This is a genomic window from Streptomyces sp. NPDC107517, assembly GCF_055582645.1.
The window spans coordinates 189,208-211,362 of record NZ_JBVJPM010000002.1 but is presented as its reverse complement, the minus strand read 5'-3'; the positions used below and the strand labels follow the sequence as shown (position 1 = coordinate 211,362).

Here is a 22,155-nt window from a genome sequence, read left to right as displayed (position 1 = left end):
GCTTCGCACGGCACAGCAGCGACAGCGACGCCTCCGCCGCCGACGACCGGACGACTGACGAAGGACCTGAAGTGAATATCCGCTCCCTCACTCGAGGCGACGGCGTGGTGATCGGAGCAGCGGTGTTGCTGTTCATCGCCTCGTTCCTCGACATCTATTCGATCGACGGGATCTCCAGCAGCGCCGACCTTCCGAACGCCTGGGAGAGCGCGCCGCTCCTGTTCAGCGTCTTCCTCGCGGGCGTCATCGCCGCGGTGCTGATCGTCGTCGCCCGGGGGCTGCCCACCGTGCCGAAGGTCGCAGGTCTCGACCTCGGCCAGTTCGGCATCGCCCTCGCCGTCTTCTCGGCGTGGAGCGCGCTCGGGAACATCTTCGACCCGGCGGGTGGCTTCAACAACGCCGGCAGCACCACGGACAACGGGCCGAGTGCCGGTACCGGCATCATCCTCGGCCTGATCGCCGCTCTCGTGCTCGCGGGTGCCGCTGTCGCGACGCCGCTCGTGCCCGCGCTGAAGGGTGCCCTCGTCGGCGCCCCGCGTCCGCAGGCCCCGCAGCCGTACGGCGCGCAGCCCGCCGGTGGCTACGGCTACCCGGGTGCCCAGCAGCCGGGCCAGCCCTACGGCGCCCAGCCCGGTCAGCCGGGTCAGCCCTACGGTGCCGCCCAGCCGCAGCAGCAGGCGGCGGCGCCCGCGCCGCAGGCCGCCGCACAGGCCCCGGCCGGCGACTTCTCGCCGTTCTGGTTCGCGGTGCCGGTGCCGCGTCCGCTGTACGCCGAGGACGGCTCCCCGACGCCGATCGCCGAGCTGGCGCCCGGCACGTGGTACCTGGCCGTCGAGCAGCGCGGCCCGGGCCTGGTGGCCCAGACGCAGGACGGCCGTCGCGGCGTCCTCCAGGACACGACCGGGATCCAGCGCGGCTGACGTCGCCCCGGCTTCCGCGTCACGGCCCCTCGCCCGTCTTCCGGGTGGGGGGCCGTTGTCGTACAGTCGCCCCGGAACCACGAACTGACAGTGCGTCAGAAATGGGAGCGGCCATGCGACTCGGACTCGCGCTCGGCTACTGGGGCCGCGGTCCCGACCCGCGCCACCTCGAACTCGCCCAGGAGGCCGAGCGGTTGGGCTACGACTCGGTGTGGACCGCCGAGTCCTGGGGCAGCGACGCTTTCACGCCGCTGACGTGGATCGCGGCGCACACCTCGCGCATCCGCCTGGGCACGGCGATCGCGCAGATGGCGGCCCGCTCCCCCACGACGACGGCGATGCACGCGCTCACCCTCGACCATCTGTCCGGCGGCCGCATGATGCTGGGGCTCGGCCTGTCGGGGCCGCAGGTGGTGGAGGGCTGGTACGGGCGGCCGTTCCCGAAGTCCCCGCTCACGGCGACCCGCGAGTACGTGGACGTGGTGCGGCAGGTCCTGCGGCGCGAGGGCCCGGTCGAGACGGACGGCCGCTTCCACGCCCACCCGTACCGCGGCGAGGACGCCACCGGCCTCGGCAAGCCGCTGAAGCCGATCACGCATCCTCTGCGCGCCGGCCTGCCGATCCTGCTCGGCGCCGAGGGCCCGAAGAACATCGCGCAGACGACCCGCATCGCGGACGGCTGGCTCCCGCTGTACTGGTCGCCTACGCGCACGGACGCGTACGAGGCCTCCCTCAGGGACCTCCCCGAGGGCTTCGTGATCGCGCCGATGGCCCGCGTCACGGTCTGCGACGACGTCGCGGAGGGGCTGCTGCCGGTGAAGGCGATGCTGGGCTTCTACATCGGCGGCATGGGCCACGCCAAGCGCAACTTCCATGCCGACCTGATGGCGCGCATGGGGTACGCGGACGAGGCCCGCCGGGTGCAGGAGCTCTTCCTCGCGGGACGGCGCGAGGAGGCCGTGCTGGCCGTGCCGGACGCCTTCGCCGACGAGATCTCGCTGGTCGGCCCGCGGGGGCGCATCGCCGAACGTCTTGAGCTGTGGCGCAAGGGCCCGGTCACCGACCTGCTCGTCCTGGCTCCGGACCCGCACACACTGCGGGTCCTGGCCGAGCTCAACTCGTAGTCCGAGGAGCTGGGTTGGAGGGCGGACGCTAGGAGCCCGAGGACAGTTCCTTGGCCGACGGCACCTTGTCCTTGACCTCGGCGCCCGCGCTCTTGCCCGCGTCCTTCACCGAGTTGATGACATCGTCGAAGGAGTTGACGGCGGCACCGTCGCCCTTGCGCAGCTTGGACGGCAGGTCCTTCAGCTTGTCGATGCCCACGGCGAGCGGCGCGACGGCCTTGGACAGGAGCGGGTCGCCCTTCGCGTTCTTCAAGGCCGCCTTCAACCGGTTGTACGCGAACGCGCCCGCGACACCCGCCTTGACGAGGGCGAGCTTGCGCCCATGGGCGCCCTTCTTGAACTTGCCCTTGCGGTACGGCTTCACGATCCACTGGTAGGTCGCGCCGGCCGCGAGCCCCGCGTTGGCGACGAAGCGCGTCTTGGCGAACTTCTGCTTCTCGGCGGAGGTGGTGGGGGTCGGTTCCGCCACATCCGCGGCCACGGTGGCCGACTTCTTGGGCTTCGTCGTGTCGTTGCCGCTGCACGCCGTCCCGCCCACGAGGAGCGCGGCGCTGACGGTGAGCGCCACGACAGCGCGGCGTATGGGCAGGGTGGAACCGGTCACGACAAACCTCCAGGGCACAGTGCTTCTGCTCCCTGGCAGCGTCCCCCGGCCCCTACGGCTGCGCGACCCGGGCGAGCCCGTACGGGTTTCACCCGCCGTGGAACGGTAACCAGTGCTTCATGTCTCCCAGCCAAGCAACGCGAGGCACCAACCAAGCCGCGACGATCGTGATGGTCGTCGCAGACATCCTGGCCGCCATCCTCGGCCTGTGGATCCTGATGTACCTGCTGGAAGCCAACCGCGGCAACGATCTCGTGCAGTTCATCCACGACGCGGCCCGGTGGCTCGCCGGCTGGTCGCACGACCTGTTCACGTTCGACGACGAATGGGCGCGGGTGGTCGCGGGCTACGGCCTGGCGGCGGTGGTGTACCTGTTCGTCGGGCACGTCGTCGCCGGCCGGCTGCGCCGTTACTGAGCGGGGCTCTCCTCGCAGCACTCCGGTTCGAAGCCCGCCGGGAGGCGGCCGCCGAACACCGAGCAGGTGGCCTCGTCACCGCCGAGCGCGGCGACGGCGAGCAGCACCGAACCGGCTGTCCACGCGGTCAGTTCCCTCGGCCAGACCGCCCGGTCGTCGAAGACGTAGCCGGTCCAGTACAGGCCCGACTCCGGGTCGCGCAGGTGCTGGATCGACTGGAGGATCTCCAGAGCGCGGTCGGACTCGCCCACCGCCCACAGGGCGAGGGCGAGTTCGGCGCTCTCACCGCCGGTGACCCACGGGTTGGGGACGACGCAGCGCACGCCGAGCCCGGGGACGACGAAGCGGTCCCAGGACTCCTGGATGCGCTCCTCGGCCTCCGAGCCGGTGAGGGCGCCGCCGAGGACGGGGTAGTACCAGTCCATCGAGTAGCGGTCCTTGTCGAGGAACCGCTCGGGGTGGCGGCGGATCGCGTGCCGCAGGCTGCCGACCGCCAACTCCCAGTCGGGCTGGGGCTCTTCGCGCTGTTCGGCGATGGCGAGAGCGCACCGCAGCGCGTGGTGCACTGACGAACTGCCGGTCAGGAGCGCCTCGTCGACGGGTGTCCCGTCCGGCTCGCGCTTCCAGCCGATCTGCCCGCCGGGCTGCTGGAGCCGCAGGACGAACTCCATGGCCGCGTACACGGTGGGCCAGATGCGGTCGAGGAAGGCGTCGTCGCCGGTGGAGAGGTAGTGGTGCCAGGCGCCCACGGCGACGTAGGCGACGAAGTTCGTCTCGCGGCCGTGGTCGGTGATGTCACCGGCGTCGCCGTCGGCGTAGGCCGCGTACCACGAGCCGTCCTCGTTCTGGTGGCGGGCGAGCCAGTCGTAGGCGCGCTCGGCGGCGTCGTGCTCGCCGGCCGCGTCGAGGGCCATGGCGGCCTCGGTGTGGTCCCACGGGTCGAGGTGGTGGCCGCGGAACCACGGTATGGCGCCGTCCTCGCGCTGCACGGCGAGGAGCCCGCGGACGGTCGCGGCGGCCTGCTCCGCGGTCAGTACGCCGGGCAGGACGAGGTGTTCGGTCTTCTCCGGGCTCGTCACGCCTCGGCCTTGGGCAGGTGCGGCTTGGTGGCGTACGCGACGAAGCTCTTGCCGACGACCGGGTTGAGGAGCTGCTCGGTCACCCGGGTGAGCGCCGGCTTCTTCATGATGTCCCAGACCAGGAGCTTGTGGTACGCCCGCACGGGCAGCGCCTTGTCGTTGTCGACGCCGAACGCGCACTTCAGCCACCAGTACGGCGCGTGCAGGGCGTGCGCGTGGTGGGTGCCGTACGGCTTGAGGCCCGCCTCGCGCATCTTGCCGAGGAGTTCGTCCGCCTTGTAGATGCGGATGTGGCCGCCCTCGACCTCGTGGTAGGCGTCGCTGAGGGTCCAGCAGATCTTCTCGGGGCCGTAGCGGGGCACGGTCACGGCGATGCGGCCGCCCGGCTTGAGGACGCGGACCATCTCGGCGAGCACGCCCTTGTCGTCGGGGATGTGCTCCATCACCTCGGAGATGATCACGACGTCGAACGAGGCGTCCGGGAAGGGGAGGTTGAGGGCGTCGCCCTCCATGGCGGTGGCCGTGGCGCCCGCGGGGGCCTCACCCGCCTCCTTCATCGCGGCGAACCACTTGGCGACCTCGCGGATCTCCTCGCCGTTCTGGTCGAGGGCGACCACCTGGGCCCCGCGCCGGTAGCACTCGAACGCGTGCCGCCCGGCTCCGCAGCCGAGGTCGAGGACGCGGTCGCCTGCGGCGAGCGGGAAGCGGGTGAAGTCGACGGTCAGCACGTGGCCCTGCTTTCGCGGTCGGATCCTGCACGTTCGAGAGGGGTGGTGGCCGCGGCGCCGGTGGTCCGGCCGGCCGAGCGGGCGATGGACTCGCGGTAGAGCTCGGCGGTGCCGAGCGCCGCGCGGGCCCAGGTGAAGTTCCGCAGTACTCGTTGGCGTCCGGCTGCGCCGAGCCGCGCCCGCAGCCGCGGGTCGTCCAGGAGTCTGCCGAGCGCGGCGGCCAGGGCGCCCGCGTCGCCGGTGGGCACCGCGAGGCAGGTCTCCCCGTCGGGCCCGGCGACCTCGGGGATCGCTCCGCCGGTGGTGGCGACCAGGGGGGTGCCGGTGGCCATGGCCTCCGCCGCGGGCAGCGAGAAGCCCTCGTACAGGGAGGGCACGCAGGCGACCTCCGCCGACCGTACGAGGTCGACGAGTTCGGCGTCGGTGATGCCCTTGACGAAGGACACGGCGCCTTCGAGGCCGTACTTCTCGATGGCCGCGGCGACGGGCCCGTCCTCGGCGCGCTTGCCGACGACGACGAGGTGGGCGGCCGGGTTCTCGGTGCGGACCTTGGCGAGCGCCTCGACGAGGAAGACGAGTCCCTTGAGGGGGACGTCGGCGCTGGACGTCGTCACGATGCGGCCCGGCACCTCGGCGACCGAGGGGTCCGGCGAGAACAGGTCGGTGTCGGCGCCGATGTGCACGACACGGATCCGGTCCCGGCGCACGCCGAGGTGGTCGACGATCTCCTGGCGCGAGGTCCCGGAGACGGTGAGCACGGACGGCAGGCGGCGGGCGACGCGCTTCTGCATCCGCGTGAACGCGTACCAGCGCCGTACGGAGGCGCGCCGCTTCCAGTCGGGCGCGGCGTCGATCTCCAGCTGCCGGTCGACGGTGATGGGGTGGTGGATCGTGGTGACGAGGGGCGCGCCGAGCGCGGCGGGCCCGCCCAACAGGCCGTAGCCCAGCGTCTGGTTGTCGTGCACGATGTCGAACTCGCCGCGCCGCGCCCGCAGATGGCGCCTGGCGCGCAGCGAGAACGTGAGGGGTTCGGGGAAGCCGCCGGTCCACATGGTGCCGACCTCGAGCGCGTCCACCCAGTCGCGGTACTCGTCGCGCTTGGGGGTGCGGAACGGGTCGGGACTGCGGTACAGGTCGAGGCTGGGCAGCTCGGTGAGGCGGAGCCCCGACAGGTCCTCGCCCTCGTCCAGCACGGGGTACGGCTGGGAGCCGATGACCTCGACCTGGTGCCCGAGCCGGGCGAGTTCGCGGGACAGATGGCGTACGTAGACGCCCTGCCCGCCGCAGAACGGGTTCCCCTTGTACGTAAGGAGAGCGATGCGCAACGGACGGTCACCGTCGGCGGAGGACCCGGCCCGGGGCCCCGCCTCCATGGCCTCAGCGGTCACTCGTGGCCCCCTTCTCGCGGCACGTTCACGCGAGACTACGCGTGGGCGCTAATCTAGAACAAGTTTCAGAGTTGCCGGCTCTTTGATCCTTCAAGGAGCACAGAATCTACCGGCAGGTAGCCTCGCTGTAACGCTCGGATCAGGTGATTCGCGCCACGACGGAGCCCCCGCTCCCCTGCCATGATGAGCCTCTCGAAAACACCGGATTACGGCTTGACAGCCACGGAACGGGACACATGACAGCGGAAGCGAAGACAGCACATCCGGCGTCGCCGCCCCTCACCGAGCGCCAGGAGGCGCGCCGCCGCCGCATCCTGCACGCGAGCGCCCAGCTGGCCAGCCGCGGCGGGTTCGACGCGGTGCAGATGCGTGAGGTCGCCGAGTCCTCACAGGTCGCGCTCGGCACGCTGTACCGGTACTTCCCGTCCAAGGTGCATCTCCTCGTGGCCACGATGCAGGACCAGCTCCAGCACATGCACGCGACGGTCCGCAAGCGCCCGCCCTCGTCCGACCTGCCCTCGGAGCGGGTCGCGGAGACCCTGATGCGGGCCTTCCGCGCGCTCCAGCGCGAACCGCACCTCGCCGACGCGATGGTGCGCGCCCTGACCTTCGCCGACCGCAGCGTGAGCCCCGAGGTCGACCAGGTCTCCCGCCAGACGACGGCGATCATCCTGGACGCCATGGAGCTCGACGACCCGACGCCGCAGCAGCTCTCCGCGGTCCGCGTCATCGAGCACACCTGGCACTCCGCGCTCATCACCTGGCTGTCCGGGCGTGCCTCGATCGCGCAGGTGAAGATAGACATCGAGATGGTGTGCCGGCTGATCGACCTCACCACGCCGGACGCCCGGAAGTAGGCGGCACCGCGGAGCACCCGTGCCCCGGAGCGGCGAGCGGCACCGGGGCACGGAAAAGACCTACGAGACGGGTTCCCTGCGCCGGCATGGTCCGGATCAGGTATTAGGGGTCGCCTTCCGGCTCTGCTACTGCCTTCCGGCCTCTCAGCCCTACCGTCGACGTCGGCCACGGCGGATGCCGTTTGCATCTCGCCACAGTCGGCTACTCCGGTCGGACTCCCTCACTCGCCTCATAGGCCAATTACCAGGATAGACCGCCTGTGTCGTGACGCAACCCATCAAAGGGGACTTTTCTTCAGTCTTCCGGCGGAAAGACCGGCTCCCCGCTGCCCAGCAACGTGATCATGACGGCTTCCACGGGGCATCCCTCCGCCGCCGCCAGGATCTTCTCGTTGGCGTCGGCCTCCGTCTCGAGGGGCCGGGACTGCCGACCGGAGTCGAGACGGAAGGCGTCCGGGGCGTGGTGGACGCACTGGGCCGAGCCGATGCACACGCCCCGGTCGACCTCTACCTGCCAGCGGTCCCCCATCACGCCTCCCAGCCGGCTGGCAGATGGATCATCTTGTGCTCCAGGTAGGCGCTGTACCCCTCGGGCCCGAACTCCCGGCCGAGACCGGAGTTCTTGTAGCCGCCGAACGGGCCGAGCATGTCGAGGCTGAAGGTGTTCACGCTGTACGTGCCGGTGCGCACCTGCCGCGCGACGTCGATGCCGTGCGCGACGTCGGCCGTCCACACGCTGCCGCTGAGCCCGTAGTCGGAGTCGTTGGCGATCTTCAGCGCCTCGGCCTCGTCGCCGTACGGGAGCAGGCAGATGACCGGGCCGAAGATCTCCTCGCGGGCGATGCGCATCGAGTTGTCGACGCCGCCGAACAGGGTCGGCTCCACGTACCAGCCCCGGTCGAGCCCGGCGGGACGGCCGCCGCCGGTGAGGATCTTGGCGCCCTCCTCCTGGCCGATGCGGATGTAGTCGAGCGAGCGGCGCTGCTGGCGCTCGGCGACCAGCGGGCCGACCTGGGTCGCCGGGTCGAGCGGGTCGCCCACGACGAGCGCCGCCGCCGCCTCCGTGAGCGCTCCGGCGAACTCGTCGTAGCGCGAGCGGGGCAGGAGGATGCGGGTCTGGGCGACACAGGCCTGGCCGTTGTTCATCCAGGCGGACTGGACGAGACCGGGGACGGTCGTCGCGAGGTCGGCGTCCGGCAGGACGACGGCCGCGGACTTGCCGCCGAGTTCGAGGGTGACGTGGGTGAGGTTGCGCGAGGCGACCTCCATGACGCGCCTGCCCGCGGCCACCGATCCGGTGAAGGAGACCTTGTCGACGCCCGGGTGCCCGACGAGGTACTCGCTGACCTCGCGGTCCGCGGGAAGGATGGACAGGACCCCCTCCGGAAGGCCCGCCTCCTTCGCGATCTCGCCGAGCAGATACGCGTCGAGCGGCGACTCCGGCGACGGCTTGAGGACGACGGTGCAGCCGGCGAGCAGCGCGGGCGCCAGCTTGGCGGCGGCCACGAACTGCGGGACGTTCCACGGGACCACGGCCGCCACGACGCCGACCGGCTCGCGCCGCACGAGGATCTTCCCGAGCGCGCCGTCGCGCGTCTCCTCGTGGGTGAAGTTCTTCGCGACGGTGATCGCGGAGTCCCACACCATCATCGCGCCGAGGGCCTGCGCGAGGACGCTCCATGAGTACGGGGAGCCGTTCTCGCGGGAGATGAGGCGGGCGATCTCCTCGTGCCGTACGGCGATCGCGTCCTTGATGCGGGTGACGACCGCGATCCGCTCGTCGAGCGGGAGCCGCGGCCAGGGTCCTTCGTCGAACGCCCGGCGGGCGGCGGCGACCGCGCGGTCGACATCGGCGGGTGCCGCGTGCGGCACGCGCCCGAAGACCTCGCCGCTGTGCGGGGAGATCACCTCGATGACGTCCGTTCCGGACGGCTGCGTCAACTCCCCGCCGATATAGAGCTGTCCGTGCTCCACGAACTCGTGCTCAAGCCGTTCCCCATGCCCGGTCATGACCGACCGCCTCTCGCGGGACGTTTTCTGACACTGCATCAGAACCTTTGGAAACTGATACCAGTTCCAGTTCCAGGAGTCCACGGGTCCACGGGTCGGTGAGGCGACCGTCGCGCAACAAGTCGACCCGGGCGACCATTGGAACAAGTTCTATTACAGTGGCGGGAGTTCGAGGTCGTCGTACGAGAGGTGGGGCCCGATGACGCAGGTGACCGACCACGGCGGAGGCGTCTGGTCCCTTCGGGTGCCGATCCCCGACAACCCGCTCGGCTTCACCCTGGTCCACCTTCTCGACACCGACCGCGGGCCCGTCCTCATCGACACCGGCTGGGACGATCCCGAGTCGTGGGACGCCCTCACCGAGGGCCTCGCCGCCTGCGGAACGGGCGTCGGCGAGGTGACGGGGGTCCTGATCACCCATCACCACCCCGACCACCACGGCCTGTCGGCCAAGGTGCGCGAGGTGTCCGGCGCCTGGATCGCCATGCACGAGGCGGATGTCTCCGTGGTACGCCGCACCCGCGAGAACCCGCCGGAGCGCTGGTACGGGTTCATGGCCGCGAAGCTCGCCGCGGCCGGCGCCCCCGAGGAGCACATGGCGCCACTGATCGCCGCCCGCGACTCGGGCCGGGCGCGCAGCCTCCCGGGCCTCGCCCCCGCGCTCCCCGACCGCACCATCACCCCGGGCGATCTGCTCGACCTGCCGGGCCGCCGCCTGCGCGCGATCTGGACACCCGGCCACACCCCGGGCCACGTGTGCCTGCACCTGGAGGAGGACCACCCCGCCGGGCTCGCGGGCAACGGCCGCCTCTTCTCCGGCGACCATCTGCTCCCCGGCATCACCCCGCACATCGGCCTCTACGAGGACCCCGACGACGCCACGGTCACCGACCCGCTCGGCGACTACCTGGACTCGCTGGAACGCGTCGGGCGCCTGGCCCCCGCCGAGGTGCTCCCCGCCCACCAGCACACGTTCACCGACGCCCCCGCCCGCGTACGGGAGTTGCTCGACCACCACGAGGAGCGCCTCACCGGCCTGCTCACCCTGCTCGCCACCCCGCTCACCCCCTGGCAGCTCGCCGAGCGGATGGAGTGGAACCGGCCGTGGGAACAGATCCCTTACGGGTCGCGCACCATCGCGGTCTCGGAGGCCGAGGCCCATCTGCGCCGACTGGTGAAACTCGGCCGCGCGGAGGCGGTCGCCGGGAGCGACCCGGTGGCGTATGCGCCGGTCTGACCTACGCACTTGACCTGTTCTTTACCAGCGTTGCGCGATCTTTACCGGGTGTGCGAAACAGCCGGCCCGGCGGGCCTTCCGGCGCATGGTCCGCGGGTGGCAACAGGCGTAATGTCTGGCATCTCAGAACTGGACCGACAAGGGGGCGGCCACCGATGGCGCCGGACGAGGCCGTGGTCGGCTGTACGGGGAAGCTGGTCATCGCCACACGCGGAGCCGACGGCCCGGGCGAGGTACTGGTGCGGGTGCGGGGCGGCAGCGAGACGTTCCTCGCGTGGTCCGACGAACCCATGGAGCGCGGGGCGACGGTCCTGGTGATCGAGTCCCGCGGCACCCGCCAGGTCGTCGTCATGGCCTGGAGCGATCCGTCGCTCGACGACGAGCGGACCGACGGCTCCGGCGACACGGGTGACGCCCGCTAAGGAGACTGAAGGATGTTCGGATATCGCGTTCCCGCTCCCGATGAGGCGATGCTGATCTCGGGTGGCAGGCGGGGACTTGGGGGAGCGCCGTTCCGGGTCGTGACGGGTCACGGAAAATTCGTCCTGCCCATCTTCCGCAAGACCCGCTTTCTGTCCTTGGCCATGTCCGAGGCCGAGGTCGTCGAGAAGTGCGTGACCCGGCAGGGCATCGCCCTGACCGTGCGCGCCGTCATCGCGTTCAAGGTCGGCAACGACACGGAGTCCATCGTCAACGCCGGCCAGCGGTTCCTGTCCGACCAGGACCAGATGTCGGTCCTGACCGGCCGGATCTTCGCCGGTCACCTGCGCTCCATCATCGGCTCGATGACGGTCGAGGAGATCGTCACGGAGCGGCAGAAGCTCGCCGCCGAGGTGCTCGACACCTCGAAGGCCGAGATGGCCAAGATCGGGCTGATCGTGGACTCGCTCCAGATCCAGTCCATCGACGACGGCAACACCGGCTACATCGACGCGATGTCCGCCCCGCACAAGGCGGCCATCCAGCGGCAGGCCCAGATCGCGCAGGCGCAGGCCACCCAGGCCTCGACCCAGGCGCAGCAGGAGGCCCAGCGCAACCAGGCCGAGTACGCCCGGCAGACCGCCGTCGTCCAGGCCGAGTACAAGGCCGAGGTGGACCGCGCGCAGGCGGCGGCCGCCCAGGCCGGGCCGCTGGCCCAGGCGCACGCCGAGCAGGAGGTCCTCGCGGCGCGCACCGAGCTGGCCGAGCGGGCCGCCGAACTGCGCCAGCAGCAGCTGGTGGCCGAGGTCGTGAAGCCCGCGGAGGCGGACGCGGAGCGCATCCGCGTCATGGCCATCGCCGAGGCCGAGCGGATGAAGATCCAGGCCGCGGCGGCGGCGTCGTACGACCGGGTCGCGCTCGACCGGATGCTGATCGACCAGCTGCCGCAGATCGTGAAGGAGGCGGCCGGCGGTCTCAAGGGCGCCAACGTGAACGTGCTCAACGGCGCGGACGGCCTCGGTGAGATCGCGGCCGGACTCGTCGGCCAGGGGCTGACCATCCTCGACTCGGTCCGCCGCAACCTGGGCACGCCGGACGGCGACGCCAAGAAGAGCGGCGGCGAGATGGAGATCCAGCGGTACCTGGGAGCGGCGTCGAGCCCGGGGGACGGCCGCGACGGCCGTGACGGCGGCGACGACGGGCCGGTCGACATCCGCTAGGCACGGTCGTCATCGGCTGGGCCCGCCCGTCCCGAAGGGCCGGGGCGGACTTCGGTCCGTCCCGGCCCTTCGGGCGCCCCGGGGGGGGGCACCTACGGGCCGGTACAGTGGGCGGGTCGTCATCATGCCCGCACGGGGGGAAGCCGGTGCGAATCCGGCGCTGACCCCGCAACCGTGAACCACCCAGGTGGTGAGCCGGACTGCCCCGTGCGGCGCGTGACCGGCTCGCGTCACCGGCACCGCCGGTGGCCGGCACCGTCGAGGCATACGGAGCCGGAGCCGCCCGGTGCCCGCGTGTGCCGTGCCGCCCGGCTCCCCGCAGGGAGAGGCACCCGCCCCACCATGAACATTCGCCGCAGCGCCGCGCTCGTGGCGGCCACCGCCGTCATCGGCATGGCCACCGCCCCGGCCGCCCTCGCGGACGACTCCGCGCCCTCCGCGTCCCCCTCGGTGGCGATCCCCTCCGGGCTCTACGGGAAGGCCGACCCGACGTACGACGGTGTCTGGCGGCAGTCGCTCTCGCTGCTCGCCCAGCACACGGCCGGTGTGAAGCCCGCCGCGAAGGCCGTGGACTGGCTGACCGGGCAGCAGTGCGCGAACGGCGGCTTCGCCGCGTTCCGCGCCGACACGGGCAAGGCGTGCGACGCCAAGACGCCTGTCGACTCCAACAGCACGGGCGCCGCGGTGCAGGCGCTCGCCGCGCTCGGCGGGCACGACGCCGAGGTCGGCAAGGCCGTGAAGTGGCTGGAGTCCGTGCGGGGCGACGACGGCGGCTGGGGCTACAACCCGGGCGGCGCGAGTGACGCGAACTCCACGTCCGTGGTGATCGGCGCGCTCGCCGCGGCGGGCGAGAAGGTGACGTCGGCGCAGGCCGCGCTCGTCAAGCTGTCCATCCCGTGCGGCAAGGACGGCGGGGGCGCGTTCGCGTACCAGCCGGACAAGAAGGGGAAGCTCGCGGCCAACGCGGACGCGACGGCGGCCGGTGTGCTCGGCGGGCTCGGCAAGGGCCTCGCCGCGGACGGCGCGAAGCAGGCCGGGGCCCCGTCCTGCGAGGGATCGGGCACCCCCGACGCGGCGCAGGCCGCGCAGAACGGCTCCGCCTACCTGACCGAGGCGCTGGCCAAGGACCACCACCTCATGTCGTCGATGCCGGGCGCCAAGGACCAGCCGGACTACGGCAACACGGCGGACGCGGTCACCGCGCTCTCGGCCGCGGGCCACGGCGACCAGGCCGCGCCCACGCTGAGCTGGCTGGAGAAGAACGCCACGCAGTGGGCCGCGCAGAGCGGTCCCGCCGCCTACGCCCAGCTCGTCCTCGCCTCGCACGCGGCCGGCGCCGACCCCCGTGACTTCGGCGGCACGGACCTCGTGAAGGCCCTGAACGCGACGGGTCCCGCGCCCGCCTCCACGAAGGCCGCGGCCGAGGAGAAGAAGGACGAGAAGAAGGACGACGGCGGCGGCATCAGCGTCTGGTACGTCGTCGCCGTCGCGGCCGTCGCCGGTATCGGCATCGGCTTCCTGTTCAGCGGCCGCAAGAAGCAGCAGCTGTGACCACCTACCGCCGCCGAAGCCTGGCCGTTCTCATATGCGGCGTGCTGTGTGCGCTCGTCGCGGGGGCGGGCCAGGCGCAGGCGACCGGCTATCGCTACTGGTCGTTCTGGGACCGCGACGGCTCCGCCTGGGTGTACGCGTCGCAGGGCCCGTCGACGGCCCGCCCGTCGGACGGCGATGTGCAGGGGTTCCGGTTCTCCGTGAGCGAGGACTCGCAGGACTCGGCGAAGCCGCGCGGGGCTGTTTCCTTCGACGCCATCTGCGCGGACACTCCGGCGAAGGGCGGGGACAAGCGCGTGGCGCTCGTCGTCGACTTCGGCACGGCGCAGGACGCGCCGTCCGGTGAGACGCCGCCGAAGCCGCGTACGGCGTGTGCGCGCGTCGCGGACGACGCGACCAGCGCGGACGCCCTCGCCGCCGTCGCCAAGCCGCTGCGCTACAACAACCAGGCGCTGCTGTGCTCCATCGCCGGCTTCCCGAAGACGGGCTGCGGCGAGCAGGTGTCTTCCTCCAAGGGGACTTCCGAGGGGACCGAGCCGGGCAGATCCAAGGACGCGGCGTCCGACGGCGGCGGCCCCTCCGTCGGCCTGATCGCGGGTGGCGCCGCCGTCGTCGTGCTCGGCGCGGCCGCGGCCTGGCAGGCCCGCCGCCGGCGCGGCTGAGGCAGGCACGGACACGACGATCCGATGAGCGGCACCGGCGCAGGTTCACCGCACCCCGCCCCGCGTACGCGCCTCGCGCGCGACCCGGGGACGGGGCCGTCCGCGCGCCGTCGTCCGCTCGCCGCGCCCCAGGCCCACCGCTCGAACGCGCTGCACCCTGGCGCCTGGTGGCTCTGGGCCCTCGGGCTCGGCACGGCGGCGTCCCGGACGACGAATCCGCTGCTGCTCGCGCTGCTCATCGGGGTGGCCGGGTATGTGGTGGCCGCGCGGCGCACGTCGGCGCCGTGGGCGCGTTCCTACGGGGCGTTCGTGAAGCTGGGGCTCACGGTGATCGGGATCCGGCTGGTGTTCGCGGTGTTCCTGGGGTCGCCGATCCCGGGCACGCACCTGCTCGTCACCCTGCCCGAGGTGCCGCTGCCCGAGTGGGCGCAAGGGGTGCGGATCGGGGGCCGGGTCACGGTCGAGGGTCTGGTGTTCGCGCTGTACGACGGCCTGAAGCTGGCCGCGCTGCTGATCTGCGTGGGCGCGGCGAACGCCCTCGCGAGCCCGGCCCGGCTCCTCAAGTCCCTGCCGGGCGCACTGTACGAGGCCGGGGTCGCCGTCGTCGTCGCGATGACGTTCGCGCCGAACCTGATCGCCGATGTGCGGCGGCTGCGCGCCGCGCGCCGACTGCGCGGCCGGCCCGACAAGGGGCTGCGGGGCCTGGCGCAGGTCGGTCTCCCCGTCCTTGAGGGCGCACTCGAGCGGTCGGTGGCGCTGGCCGCCGCGATGGACGCGCGCGGGTACGGGCGCACGGCCGAGGTCTCGGCCGCCGTGCGCCGGGCCACCGCGGTGCTGACGCTGGGCGGCTTGGTCGGGGTGTGCGCGGGTACGTACGGGCTGCTGACCGCGGACGGCGGGCGGTACGGGCTGCCCGTGCTGCTCGCCGGGGTGGCGGCCGCGCTCGGCGGGCTCTGGCTCGGCGGGCGCCGCTCGGTCCGCACCCGGTACCGGCCCGACGTGTGGGGCGTGCGGGCGTGGCTCGTCGCCGCGTCGGGGGCGGCCGTCGCCGCCGTGATGATCCGGGCCGGTTCCTACGACCCCTCGGCCCTGGCACCCGGCGTCGTGCCGCTGGCCGCGCCGACGCTGCCGCTGTGGCCCGCGGCCGGGGTGCTGCTCGGACTGCTCCCCGCGTTCGTGGCGCCCGCGCCGCCGCTCGCCGAAACGCCCTCGAAGGAGGCTTCATGATCCGGTTCGAGGACGTCTCGGTGACGTACGACAGGGCCGCGACACCCACGGTCCGTGACATTCGGCTCGACGTGCCCGAGGGCGAGCTGGTGCTGCTCGTGGGCCCTTCGGGCGTCGGCAAGTCGACGCTGCTCGGCGCGGTGAGCGGCCTCGTGCCGCACTTCACGGGGGGCACGCTGAGCGGGCGCGTCACGGTGGCGGGGCGCGACACCCGTACGCACAAGCCGCGCGAACTCGCCGACGTGGTGGGCACGGTGGGGCAGGACCCGCTCTCCCACTTCGTCACCGACACGGTCGAGGACGAGCTCGCGTACGGCATGGAGTCGCTCGGGCTCGCGCCCGACGTGATGCGGCGCCGCGTCGAGGAGACCCTCGACCTGCTCGGCCTCGCCGATCTGCGCGACCGTCCCATCGCGACGCTGTCCGGCGGGCAGCAGCAGCGCGTCGCCATCGGCTCCGTCCTCACCCCGCACCCGCGGGTCCTGGTCCTCGACGAGCCGACGTCCGCGCTCGACCCGGCGGCCGCGGAGGAGGTCCTCGCGGTGCTCCAGCGCCTCGTGCACGACCTCGGCACGACGGTCCTGATGGCCGAGCACCGGCTTGAGCGGGTCGTGCAGTACGCGGACCAGGTCGCGCTCCTCGCCGGGCCCGGCGAACCCCTGCTGATGGGCGCCCCCGCCGAGATCATGGCCGTGTCGCCGGTGTTCCCGCCGGTCGTGGACCTGGGCCGCCTCGCGGGCTGGTCACCGCTGCCGCTGACGGTGCGGGACGCGCGGCGCGGGTCCGGGGAGCTGCGGGAGCGCCTGGCGGGGCACGAGCCGCGCGAGCCTCATGAGCAGCCGCCGGCCACTGCCTCCCCCGGCTCCCGCCGGTCCCCGCTGCGCCGCACCCGCAAGCAGCCCGGGGTGGCCGCCGTCGCCGAGGTCGCGGGGCTCGCGGTGCGGCGGGGGCGCGTCGAGGCGCTGCGCCACGTCGACCTCACGGTCGGGCCCGGCGAGATCGTCGCCCTGATGGGCCGCAACGGCGCCGGCAAGTCCACTCTCCTGTCCACCCTGGTCGGCCTGGTCCGCCCGTCGTCCGGCACGGCCCTGGTGGGCGGCGCGGTCCCGCACCGCACGGGCCCGCGCGAGCTGATCCGCCGCGTCGGTCTGGTCCCGCAGGAACCGCGGGACCTCCTGTACGCGGACACGGTGGCCGCCGAGTGCGCCGCCGCCGACCATGACGCGGGCGCGGATCCGGGCACCTGCCGTGCTCTGGTCTCGCGGCTGTTGCCCGGCATCGCGGACGACACCCACCCCCGTGACCTCTCGGAGGGCCAGCGCCTCACCCTCGCCCTGGCGATCGTGCTGACGGCCCGCCCCCCGCTGCTCCTGCTCGACGAGCCGACGCGCGGCCTCGACTACGCGGCGAAGGCCCGCCTGATCACGGTCCTGCGCGGCCTCGCGGCCGAGGGGCACTCCGTCGTCCTGGCCACGCACGACGTGGAACTGGCCGCCGAGCTGTCCCACCGCGTCGCCGTCCTCGCCGACGGCGAGATCGTGGCGAACGGACCCACACCCGAGGTGGTCGTGGCCTCCCCCGCCTTCTCCCCCCAGGTCGCCAAGGTGCTGGCCCCGGGCAAGTGGCTCACGGTGGCCCAGGTCCGCGAGGCCCTGGAGTCAGCGGGCGGGCCGGAGGAACGGGCATGAGGACCGCACCCGGGACCGGGCGCCCCGACCGCCGCGTCCGCGCCGTGCGCCTCGGCCCCCGCTCGGTGGTGGCCCTGCTCCTCGTGAGTGCCGTGGGGGTGGCCGCCTTCGGATGGCCGCTGCTCGCGGGCCCTTCGTCGCAGGTCAGCGCGCATGCGCAGGACGCGCCCTGGCTGTTCGCGGGGCTGCTCGTCCTGCTGGTGGGCGTGGTGGCGGCCGCCGTGTCCGAGGGCGGGGTCGGGCCCAAGGCGGTGGCGATGCTCGGGGTCCTTGCCGCGACGGGCGCGGCGCTGCGGCCGATCGGGGCGGGGACCGCCGGCATCGAGCCGATGTTCTTCCTGATGGTGCTGAGCGGGCGGGTGCTCGGGCCGGGCTTCGGGTTCGTACTCGGGTCCGTGACCATGTTCGCGTCCGCGCTGCTCACCGGCGGGGTCGGTCCGTGGATGCCGTTCCAGATGCTGTCGATGGGCTGGTTCACGATGGGCGCGGGGCTGCTGCCCGGCGCGATGGGGGTCCCCCCTGCTCGAGCGAAGCCGAGAGCTTGGGGGAGGCTGCGCGGCCGCGCCGAGGTGCTGATGCTGGCGGCGTACGGGTTCCTCGCCGCGTTCGCGTACGGCACCGTCATGAACCTGGCCGGCTGGCCGTTCCTGGACTCGCTGTCGTCGAGCGTCGCGTTCCAGGCGGGCGCCCCGCTGCACGAGAACCTGGTCCGCTTCCTCGCCTACTGCCTGGCCACGTCGCTGGGCTGGGACCTGGGCCGGGCGGCCCTGACCGTCGTCCTCACCGTCACGGTCGGCCCGGCGCTCCTGAGGGCGCTGCGGCGGGCCACGCGCCTGGCCGCGTTCGAGGCCCCGGTCACCTTCGAGAGCACCGAGCCGTAGGCCTACACGCGCGCTGCGTCACCGAACCGGCCTTGGCCGGCCCCGGCTGACCCGAGAAGGCGGCACCTTCCCCCCGCGGGAGGGTGCCGCCTTCGTCGTGCGTTCCGGGCCGCCCGGGAACGGGCCCCGCTACAGCCTCTGGATGATCGTGCCCGTCGCCAGCCCGCCGCCCGCGCACATCGTGATCAGCGCGAACTCCTTGTCCTGGCGCTCCAGCTCGTGCAGGGCCGTGGTGATGAGCCGGGCGCCGGTCGCGCCGACGGGGTGACCGAGGGCGATGGCCCCACCGTTCACGTTGACCTTCGCCAGGTCCTGCTCGAAGACCTGCGCCCAGCTGAGCACGACGGACGCGAACGCCTCGTTGATCTCGACAAGGTCGATGTCCTTGAGCGACATGCCCGACTTGCCGAGCACGGCGCGGGTGGCGTCGATCGGCCCGTCCAGGTGGAAGTGGGGGTCGGCACCGACCAGTGCCTGGGCGACGATCCGGGCGCGCGGCTTGAGCTTCAGGGCGCGCGCCATCCGCTTGGACGCCCACATGATCGCCGAGGCGCCGTCGGATATCTGCGAGGAGTTGCCCGCGGTGTGCACGGCGGTCGGCATGACCGGTTTGAGCCCGCCAAGGCCCTCCATGGTGGTGTCGCGCAGGCCCTCGTCCCGGTCCACGAGCCGCCACATGCCCTGCCCGGCGGCCTGCTCGTCCTCGTTCGTGGGCACCTGCACGGCGAACGTCTCGCGTTTGAAGCGCTCCTCGGCCCACGCGGTCGCGGCGCGTTCCTGGGAGATGAGCCCCAGCGAGTCGACGTTCTCGCGGGTCAGTCCGCGGTGGCGCGCGATGCGCTCGGCGGCCTCGAACTGGTTGGGCAGGTCGACGTTCCACTCCTCGGGGAACGGCTTGCCCGGACCGTGCTTGGAGCCGGAGCCGAGCGGCACCCGCGACATCGCCTCGACCCCGCAGCTGATGCCGATGTCGATGACACCGGCGGCGATCATGTTGGCGGTCATGTGCGAGGCCTGCTGCGAGGAGCCGCACTGACAGTCGACGGTGGTGGCCGCCGTCTCGTAGGGCAGGCCCATGGTGAGCCAGGCCGTGCGCGCCGGATTCATGGACTGTTCGCCCGCGTGGGTCACCGTGCCGCCCACGATCTGCTCGACGCAGTCGGCGTGGATGCCGGTCCTGCCGAGCAGTTCCCGGTACGTCTCGCCGAGGAGATACGCGGGATGAAGATTGGCGAGCGCGCCTCCGCGCTTGCCGATCGGGGTACGTACGGCTTCTACGATGACGGGTTCCGCGGCCATGAGCTGTCGTCCTCTCCACACATTCCCGGACCGAACCAGAAGACGTAAGAACTAGAACGCGTACCAGTTCTCCGTGCAGTCTCGATGGTGCTACTCCCGGTACGCAAGGGTCGTGCACGTACCGCGCGCGCAATCGGGCGTACCACGGGTCTTGCCAGTTGTAGAACCCGTTACTACGGTGCCGACAAGCTGACGCCCCGTCAGACCGTCACCGGGAGTTGCCCATGCCGTGCCCAGCGCTGCCCGAAGGGTTCGACCTCACCGACCCCGACCTTCTCCAGGACCGCGTCCCCTTCCCCGAGTTCGCCCAGCTCCGGCAGACGGAACCGGTGCGGTGGATCGCCCAGCCGACCGGCATCTCCGGCTTCAAGGACTCGGGCTACTGGGCCGTGACCCGGCACGCGGACGTCAAGTACGTCTCCACGCGCCCGGAGCTCTTCTCCTCGAATCTCAACACCGCCGTCATCCGCTTCAACGAGTCGATCAGCCGCGACCAGATCGACGTCCAGAAGCTGATCATGCTCAACATGGACCCGCCGGAGCACACCCGGGTGAGGCAGATCGTCCAGCGCGGCTTCACGCCCCGCGCCATCCGCTCACTGGAGGACGCCCTGCGCAACCGTGCCGGCTCCATCGTCGAGGCGGCGCTCGCGAACGCCGCGCCCGACGGCTCCTTCGACTTCGTCACGAACGTGGCCGTCGAACTCCCGCTCCAGGCCATCGCCGAGCTGATCGGCGTCCCCCAGGACGACCGCACCAAGATCTTCGACTGGTCCAACAAGATGGCGGCGTACGACGACCCTGAGTACGCGATCACCGAGGAGGTCGGCGCCGAGGCGGCCATGGAGATCGTCAGCTACGCCATGAACCTGGCCGCCGCCCGCAAGGAGTGCCCGGCCAAGGACATCGTGAGCCAGCTGGTGGCGGCGGAGAACGAGGGGAACCTCTCCTCGGACGAGTTCGGTTTCTTCGTGATCCTGCTCGCGGTGGCCGGCAACGAGACGACGCGCAACGCCATCACCCACGGCATGCACGCCTTCCTCACGCACCCCGACCAGTGGGAGCTGTTCAAGCGGGAGCGCCCGGAGACGACGGCGGAGGAGATCGTCCGCTGGGCGACCCCCGTGGTCTCCTTCCAGCGCACCGCGACCCAGGACACGGAGCTCGGCGGCGTGCAGATCAAGAAGGGCGACCGGGTCGGCATGTTCTACTCGTCGGCCAACCACGACCCCGAGGTCTTCGACCGCCCCGACGAGTTCGACATCACCCGCGACCCGAACCCGCACCTCGGATTCGGCGGCGGAGGCCCGCACTTCTGCCTCGGCAAGTCGCTGGCCACGCTCGAGATCAACCTCATCTTCAACGCCGTGGCCGACGCCATGCCGGACCTGCGCCTGGCCGGCGACCCGCGCAGGCTCCGCTCGGCCTGGCTCAACGGCGTCAAGGAACTTCAGGTCAGCACCGGCTGACCGCGGGCGGCCGCACGCCGGCCCAGGGAGGCAGGGGCCATCCCCCTACGCCACGCCCCTGCCTCCCTGTCTCCCCGCCTCCCTGAGGCCCAAGCACCGCGCCGTGCTACGCGCCCGGTTCCGGGCACTCCGACGGCGAGGGACTGGGCGACGGGGACGGCGAGGGGGACTCGCCCGGGTCGGGCGACGGGGACGCCGTGTCCGTGGGGCAGTCCGTCGGCGGGGTGCTGCCGGGGTCCGACGGGGTGCCGGGGTCCTGCGACGACGGGGGGTCGCTCGGGTCCGGTGACTGCGTGGGCGGATCCGACGGGTCACCGCTCGGGCCCGGGCCGGGGCTGGGGTCGGGGCTGCCGCCGTCCGAGGGCCCGGAGGGGGTCGGATCGGGCCCGATGACGATCCCGCCGCCCCCGCCCCTGCCCGGGCCCTTGCCGCCGCCGACCGGGGTGGTCGCCGGGGTGTCGCCGCCCGCGCCGGGGCTCCTCGGGATCACACCCTTGCCGTCGGGCACGGTGTGCACGCCCTCGCGGTAGAACTCCATCCAGTACAGGACCAGTTGGAGATAGTCGCGTGAGTAGTTGTAGCTGAGGACGGCCCGTTCGAGGCCGGCCGTACGGCTGACGTCACGGTTTCCGGCGCACAGGTAGTGGCCCGCCGCCAGGGCGGCGTCGAAGATGTTGTTGGGATTCTTGTCCCCGTCTCCATTGCCGTCGGCACCCCAGCGCCGCCACGTCCCCGGCAGGAACTGCATCGGGCCGACCGCCCGGTCGTAGACCGTGTCACCGTCCCACGCCCCGCCGTCCGAGTCCCGGATCAGGGCGAACCCCTGGCCGTTGAGAGCGGGTCCGGTGATACGGCCCAGGGTCGTGCCGTGCGCGTCGACGGCGCCGCCGCGGGCCTGGCCCGACTCGACCTTGCCGATGGCGGCGAGCAGCTCCCAGGGCAGCCGGCAGCCCGCGTCGGTACGGGCGATCGCCGACTCGGCCCTGCGATAGGCGGCCAGGACGGTGGCCGGGATGCCGGACTGGGCGCGGATCTGGGCGGGCGGGTAGACGCGCGCGGGCGCGTCCGGGCTGTTCAGGGGCGGCAGTTCGGTGTGGTAAGAGTCGTCGCCCTGCGAGTTCACGTAGGGCAGCGGAGCCTCGGCCGACGCGGGGCGCTCCGCGCTGTCGCCGCCCTTCCCGCCGCCCAGCTCCTCGACGATCCCGGGCGCCTGGGACGCCGTGAGCAGGGCCACCGCGGCCGCGGCGACGGCGGTGCCGCGCAGTCCGCGGCGGGTGCGGGCGTCGCGGGGGCGCAGGCGGGTGAGGAGGTGCGGTCCGCGCTTCACGGGGTTCACGGGGTTCACGGGTCGGACTCCTTGTCTCACGTAGTGGCG

The 22,155-nt window shown here is 72.4% G+C and carries 21 protein-coding genes; 13 read left to right on the top strand and 8 right to left on the bottom strand.

The annotated features are described in order from the left end of the window. The first annotated feature begins 71 nt into the window (after nt 1-71). Nucleotides 72-920: a hypothetical protein gene (locus ACZ67T_RS04700; RefSeq protein WP_469981548.1), complete on the top strand. Its 849-nt coding sequence runs from the start codon at nt 72-74 to the stop codon at nt 918-920. A gap of 113 nt (nt 921-1,033) precedes the next feature. Next, entirely contained in the window at nt 1,034-2,044 is a 1,011-nt protein-coding gene (locus tag ACZ67T_RS04695) for an LLM class F420-dependent oxidoreductase (RefSeq protein WP_469981547.1), read from the top strand. A gap of 28 nt (nt 2,045-2,072) precedes the next feature. On the opposite strand, the gene ACZ67T_RS04690 is transcribed toward ACZ67T_RS04695, so the two are convergent. Continuing rightward, nucleotides 2,073-2,648, bottom strand: a complete 576-nt coding sequence (locus tag ACZ67T_RS04690; RefSeq protein ID WP_469981546.1) for a hypothetical protein — start codon at nt 2,646-2,648, stop codon at nt 2,073-2,075. A gap of 119 nt (nt 2,649-2,767) precedes the next feature. On the opposite strand from ACZ67T_RS04690, the gene ACZ67T_RS04685 reads away from it, so the two are divergent. Further along, nucleotides 2,768-3,064, top strand: a complete 297-nt coding sequence (locus ACZ67T_RS04685) for a hypothetical protein (protein ID WP_376263101.1) — start codon at nt 2,768-2,770, stop codon at nt 3,062-3,064. Here the strand turns inward: ACZ67T_RS04685 and ACZ67T_RS04680 are convergent. Genes ACZ67T_RS04680 through ACZ67T_RS04670 form a run of 3 tightly spaced genes read right to left on the bottom strand, consistent with a single transcriptional unit; the run spans nt 3,058 to nt 6,259 of the window. After that, entirely contained in the window at nt 3,058-4,143 is a 1,086-nt protein-coding gene (locus ACZ67T_RS04680; RefSeq protein ID WP_469981545.1) for a prenyltransferase/squalene oxidase repeat-containing protein, read from the bottom strand. The two genes, ACZ67T_RS04685 and ACZ67T_RS04680, sit on opposite strands and share 7 nt — an antisense overlap. Continuing rightward, nucleotides 4,140-4,871, bottom strand: a complete 732-nt coding sequence (locus ACZ67T_RS04675; protein WP_469981544.1) for a class I SAM-dependent methyltransferase — start codon at nt 4,869-4,871, stop codon at nt 4,140-4,142. Before ACZ67T_RS04675 ends, ACZ67T_RS04680 begins: the two co-directional genes overlap by 4 nt. Next, entirely contained in the window at nt 4,865-6,259 is a 1,395-nt protein-coding gene (locus tag ACZ67T_RS04670) for a glycosyltransferase family 4 protein (protein WP_469981543.1), read from the bottom strand. Before ACZ67T_RS04670 ends, ACZ67T_RS04675 begins: the two co-directional genes overlap by 7 nt. Before the next feature lie 236 nt (nt 6,260-6,495). On the opposite strand from ACZ67T_RS04670, the gene ACZ67T_RS04665 reads away from it, so the two are divergent. Beyond that, nucleotides 6,496-7,116: a TetR family transcriptional regulator gene (locus tag ACZ67T_RS04665; protein WP_469981542.1), complete on the top strand. Its 621-nt coding sequence runs from the start codon at nt 6,496-6,498 to the stop codon at nt 7,114-7,116. 295 nt (nt 7,117-7,411) lie between these two features. Here the strand turns inward: ACZ67T_RS04665 and ACZ67T_RS04660 are convergent, their stop codons facing one another. After that, nucleotides 7,412-7,645: a ferredoxin gene (locus ACZ67T_RS04660; protein ID WP_469981541.1), complete on the bottom strand. Its 234-nt coding sequence runs from the start codon at nt 7,643-7,645 to the stop codon at nt 7,412-7,414. After that, nucleotides 7,645-9,126, bottom strand: a complete 1,482-nt coding sequence (locus ACZ67T_RS04655; RefSeq protein WP_469981540.1) for an aldehyde dehydrogenase — start codon at nt 9,124-9,126, stop codon at nt 7,645-7,647. The genes ACZ67T_RS04660 and ACZ67T_RS04655 overlap by 1 nt, the downstream gene beginning before the upstream one ends. A gap of 199 nt (nt 9,127-9,325) precedes the next feature. Between ACZ67T_RS04655 and ACZ67T_RS04650 the strand changes: the two genes are divergently transcribed. The 8 genes from ACZ67T_RS04650 (at nt 9,326) to ACZ67T_RS04615 (ending at nt 18,012) form a co-directional block, all read left to right on the top strand. After that, nucleotides 9,326-10,363 (top strand): MBL fold metallo-hydrolase, encoded by a 1,038-nt coding sequence (locus tag ACZ67T_RS04650; RefSeq protein WP_469981539.1) that lies wholly within the window; start codon nt 9,326-9,328, stop codon nt 10,361-10,363. A gap of 155 nt (nt 10,364-10,518) precedes the next feature. Then, nucleotides 10,519-10,785: a hypothetical protein gene (locus ACZ67T_RS04645; protein ID WP_469981538.1), complete on the top strand. Its 267-nt coding sequence runs from the start codon at nt 10,519-10,521 to the stop codon at nt 10,783-10,785. Nucleotides 10,786-10,797: 12 nt separating this feature from the next. Further along, nucleotides 10,798-12,003: an SPFH domain-containing protein gene (locus ACZ67T_RS04640; RefSeq protein ID WP_469981537.1), complete on the top strand. Its 1,206-nt coding sequence runs from the start codon at nt 10,798-10,800 to the stop codon at nt 12,001-12,003. 342 nt (nt 12,004-12,345) lie between these two features. Beyond that, the gene (locus ACZ67T_RS04635; protein WP_469981536.1) at nt 12,346-13,554 is read left to right on the top strand and encodes a prenyltransferase/squalene oxidase repeat-containing protein; all 1,209 of its coding nucleotides are present in this window, start codon (nt 12,346-12,348) and stop codon (nt 13,552-13,554) included. Next, the gene (locus tag ACZ67T_RS04630) at nt 13,551-14,216 is read left to right on the top strand and encodes an SCO2322 family protein (protein ID WP_469981535.1); all 666 of its coding nucleotides are present in this window, start codon (nt 13,551-13,553) and stop codon (nt 14,214-14,216) included. Before ACZ67T_RS04635 ends, ACZ67T_RS04630 begins: the two co-directional genes overlap by 4 nt. Nucleotides 14,217-14,240: 24 nt before the next feature. Further along, nucleotides 14,241-15,443: an energy-coupling factor transporter transmembrane component T gene (locus ACZ67T_RS04625; RefSeq protein ID WP_469981534.1), complete on the top strand. Its 1,203-nt coding sequence runs from the start codon at nt 14,241-14,243 to the stop codon at nt 15,441-15,443. After that, complete coding sequence (locus ACZ67T_RS04620) at nt 15,440-17,131, top strand: ABC transporter ATP-binding protein (RefSeq protein WP_469981533.1); 1,692 nt, start codon at nt 15,440-15,442, stop codon at nt 17,129-17,131. The genes ACZ67T_RS04625 and ACZ67T_RS04620 overlap by 4 nt, the downstream gene beginning before the upstream one ends. Further along, the gene (locus ACZ67T_RS04615) at nt 17,128-18,012 is read left to right on the top strand and encodes an ECF transporter S component (RefSeq protein ID WP_469981532.1); all 885 of its coding nucleotides are present in this window, start codon (nt 17,128-17,130) and stop codon (nt 18,010-18,012) included. Before ACZ67T_RS04620 ends, ACZ67T_RS04615 begins: the two co-directional genes overlap by 4 nt. Before the next feature lie 129 nt (nt 18,013-18,141). Here the strand turns inward: ACZ67T_RS04615 and ACZ67T_RS04610 are convergent, their stop codons facing one another. Continuing rightward, nucleotides 18,142-19,311 (bottom strand): steroid 3-ketoacyl-CoA thiolase, encoded by a 1,170-nt coding sequence (locus tag ACZ67T_RS04610; RefSeq protein ID WP_100591989.1) that lies wholly within the window; start codon nt 19,309-19,311, stop codon nt 18,142-18,144. Between the two features lie 224 nt (nt 19,312-19,535). On the opposite strand from ACZ67T_RS04610, the gene ACZ67T_RS04605 reads away from it, so the two are divergent. Further along, nucleotides 19,536-20,780, top strand: coding sequence for a cytochrome P450 (locus ACZ67T_RS04605; protein WP_469981531.1), 1,245 nt, complete (start codon nt 19,536-19,538; stop codon nt 20,778-20,780). 106 nt (nt 20,781-20,886) lie between these two features. On the opposite strand, the gene ACZ67T_RS04600 is transcribed toward ACZ67T_RS04605, so the two are convergent. Beyond that, a complete protein-coding gene (locus ACZ67T_RS04600) occupies nt 20,887-22,116 on the bottom strand; it encodes a lytic transglycosylase domain-containing protein (RefSeq protein ID WP_469982251.1) in 1,230 nt (409 codons plus the stop codon). Nucleotides 22,117-22,155: the final 39 nt, after the last annotated feature.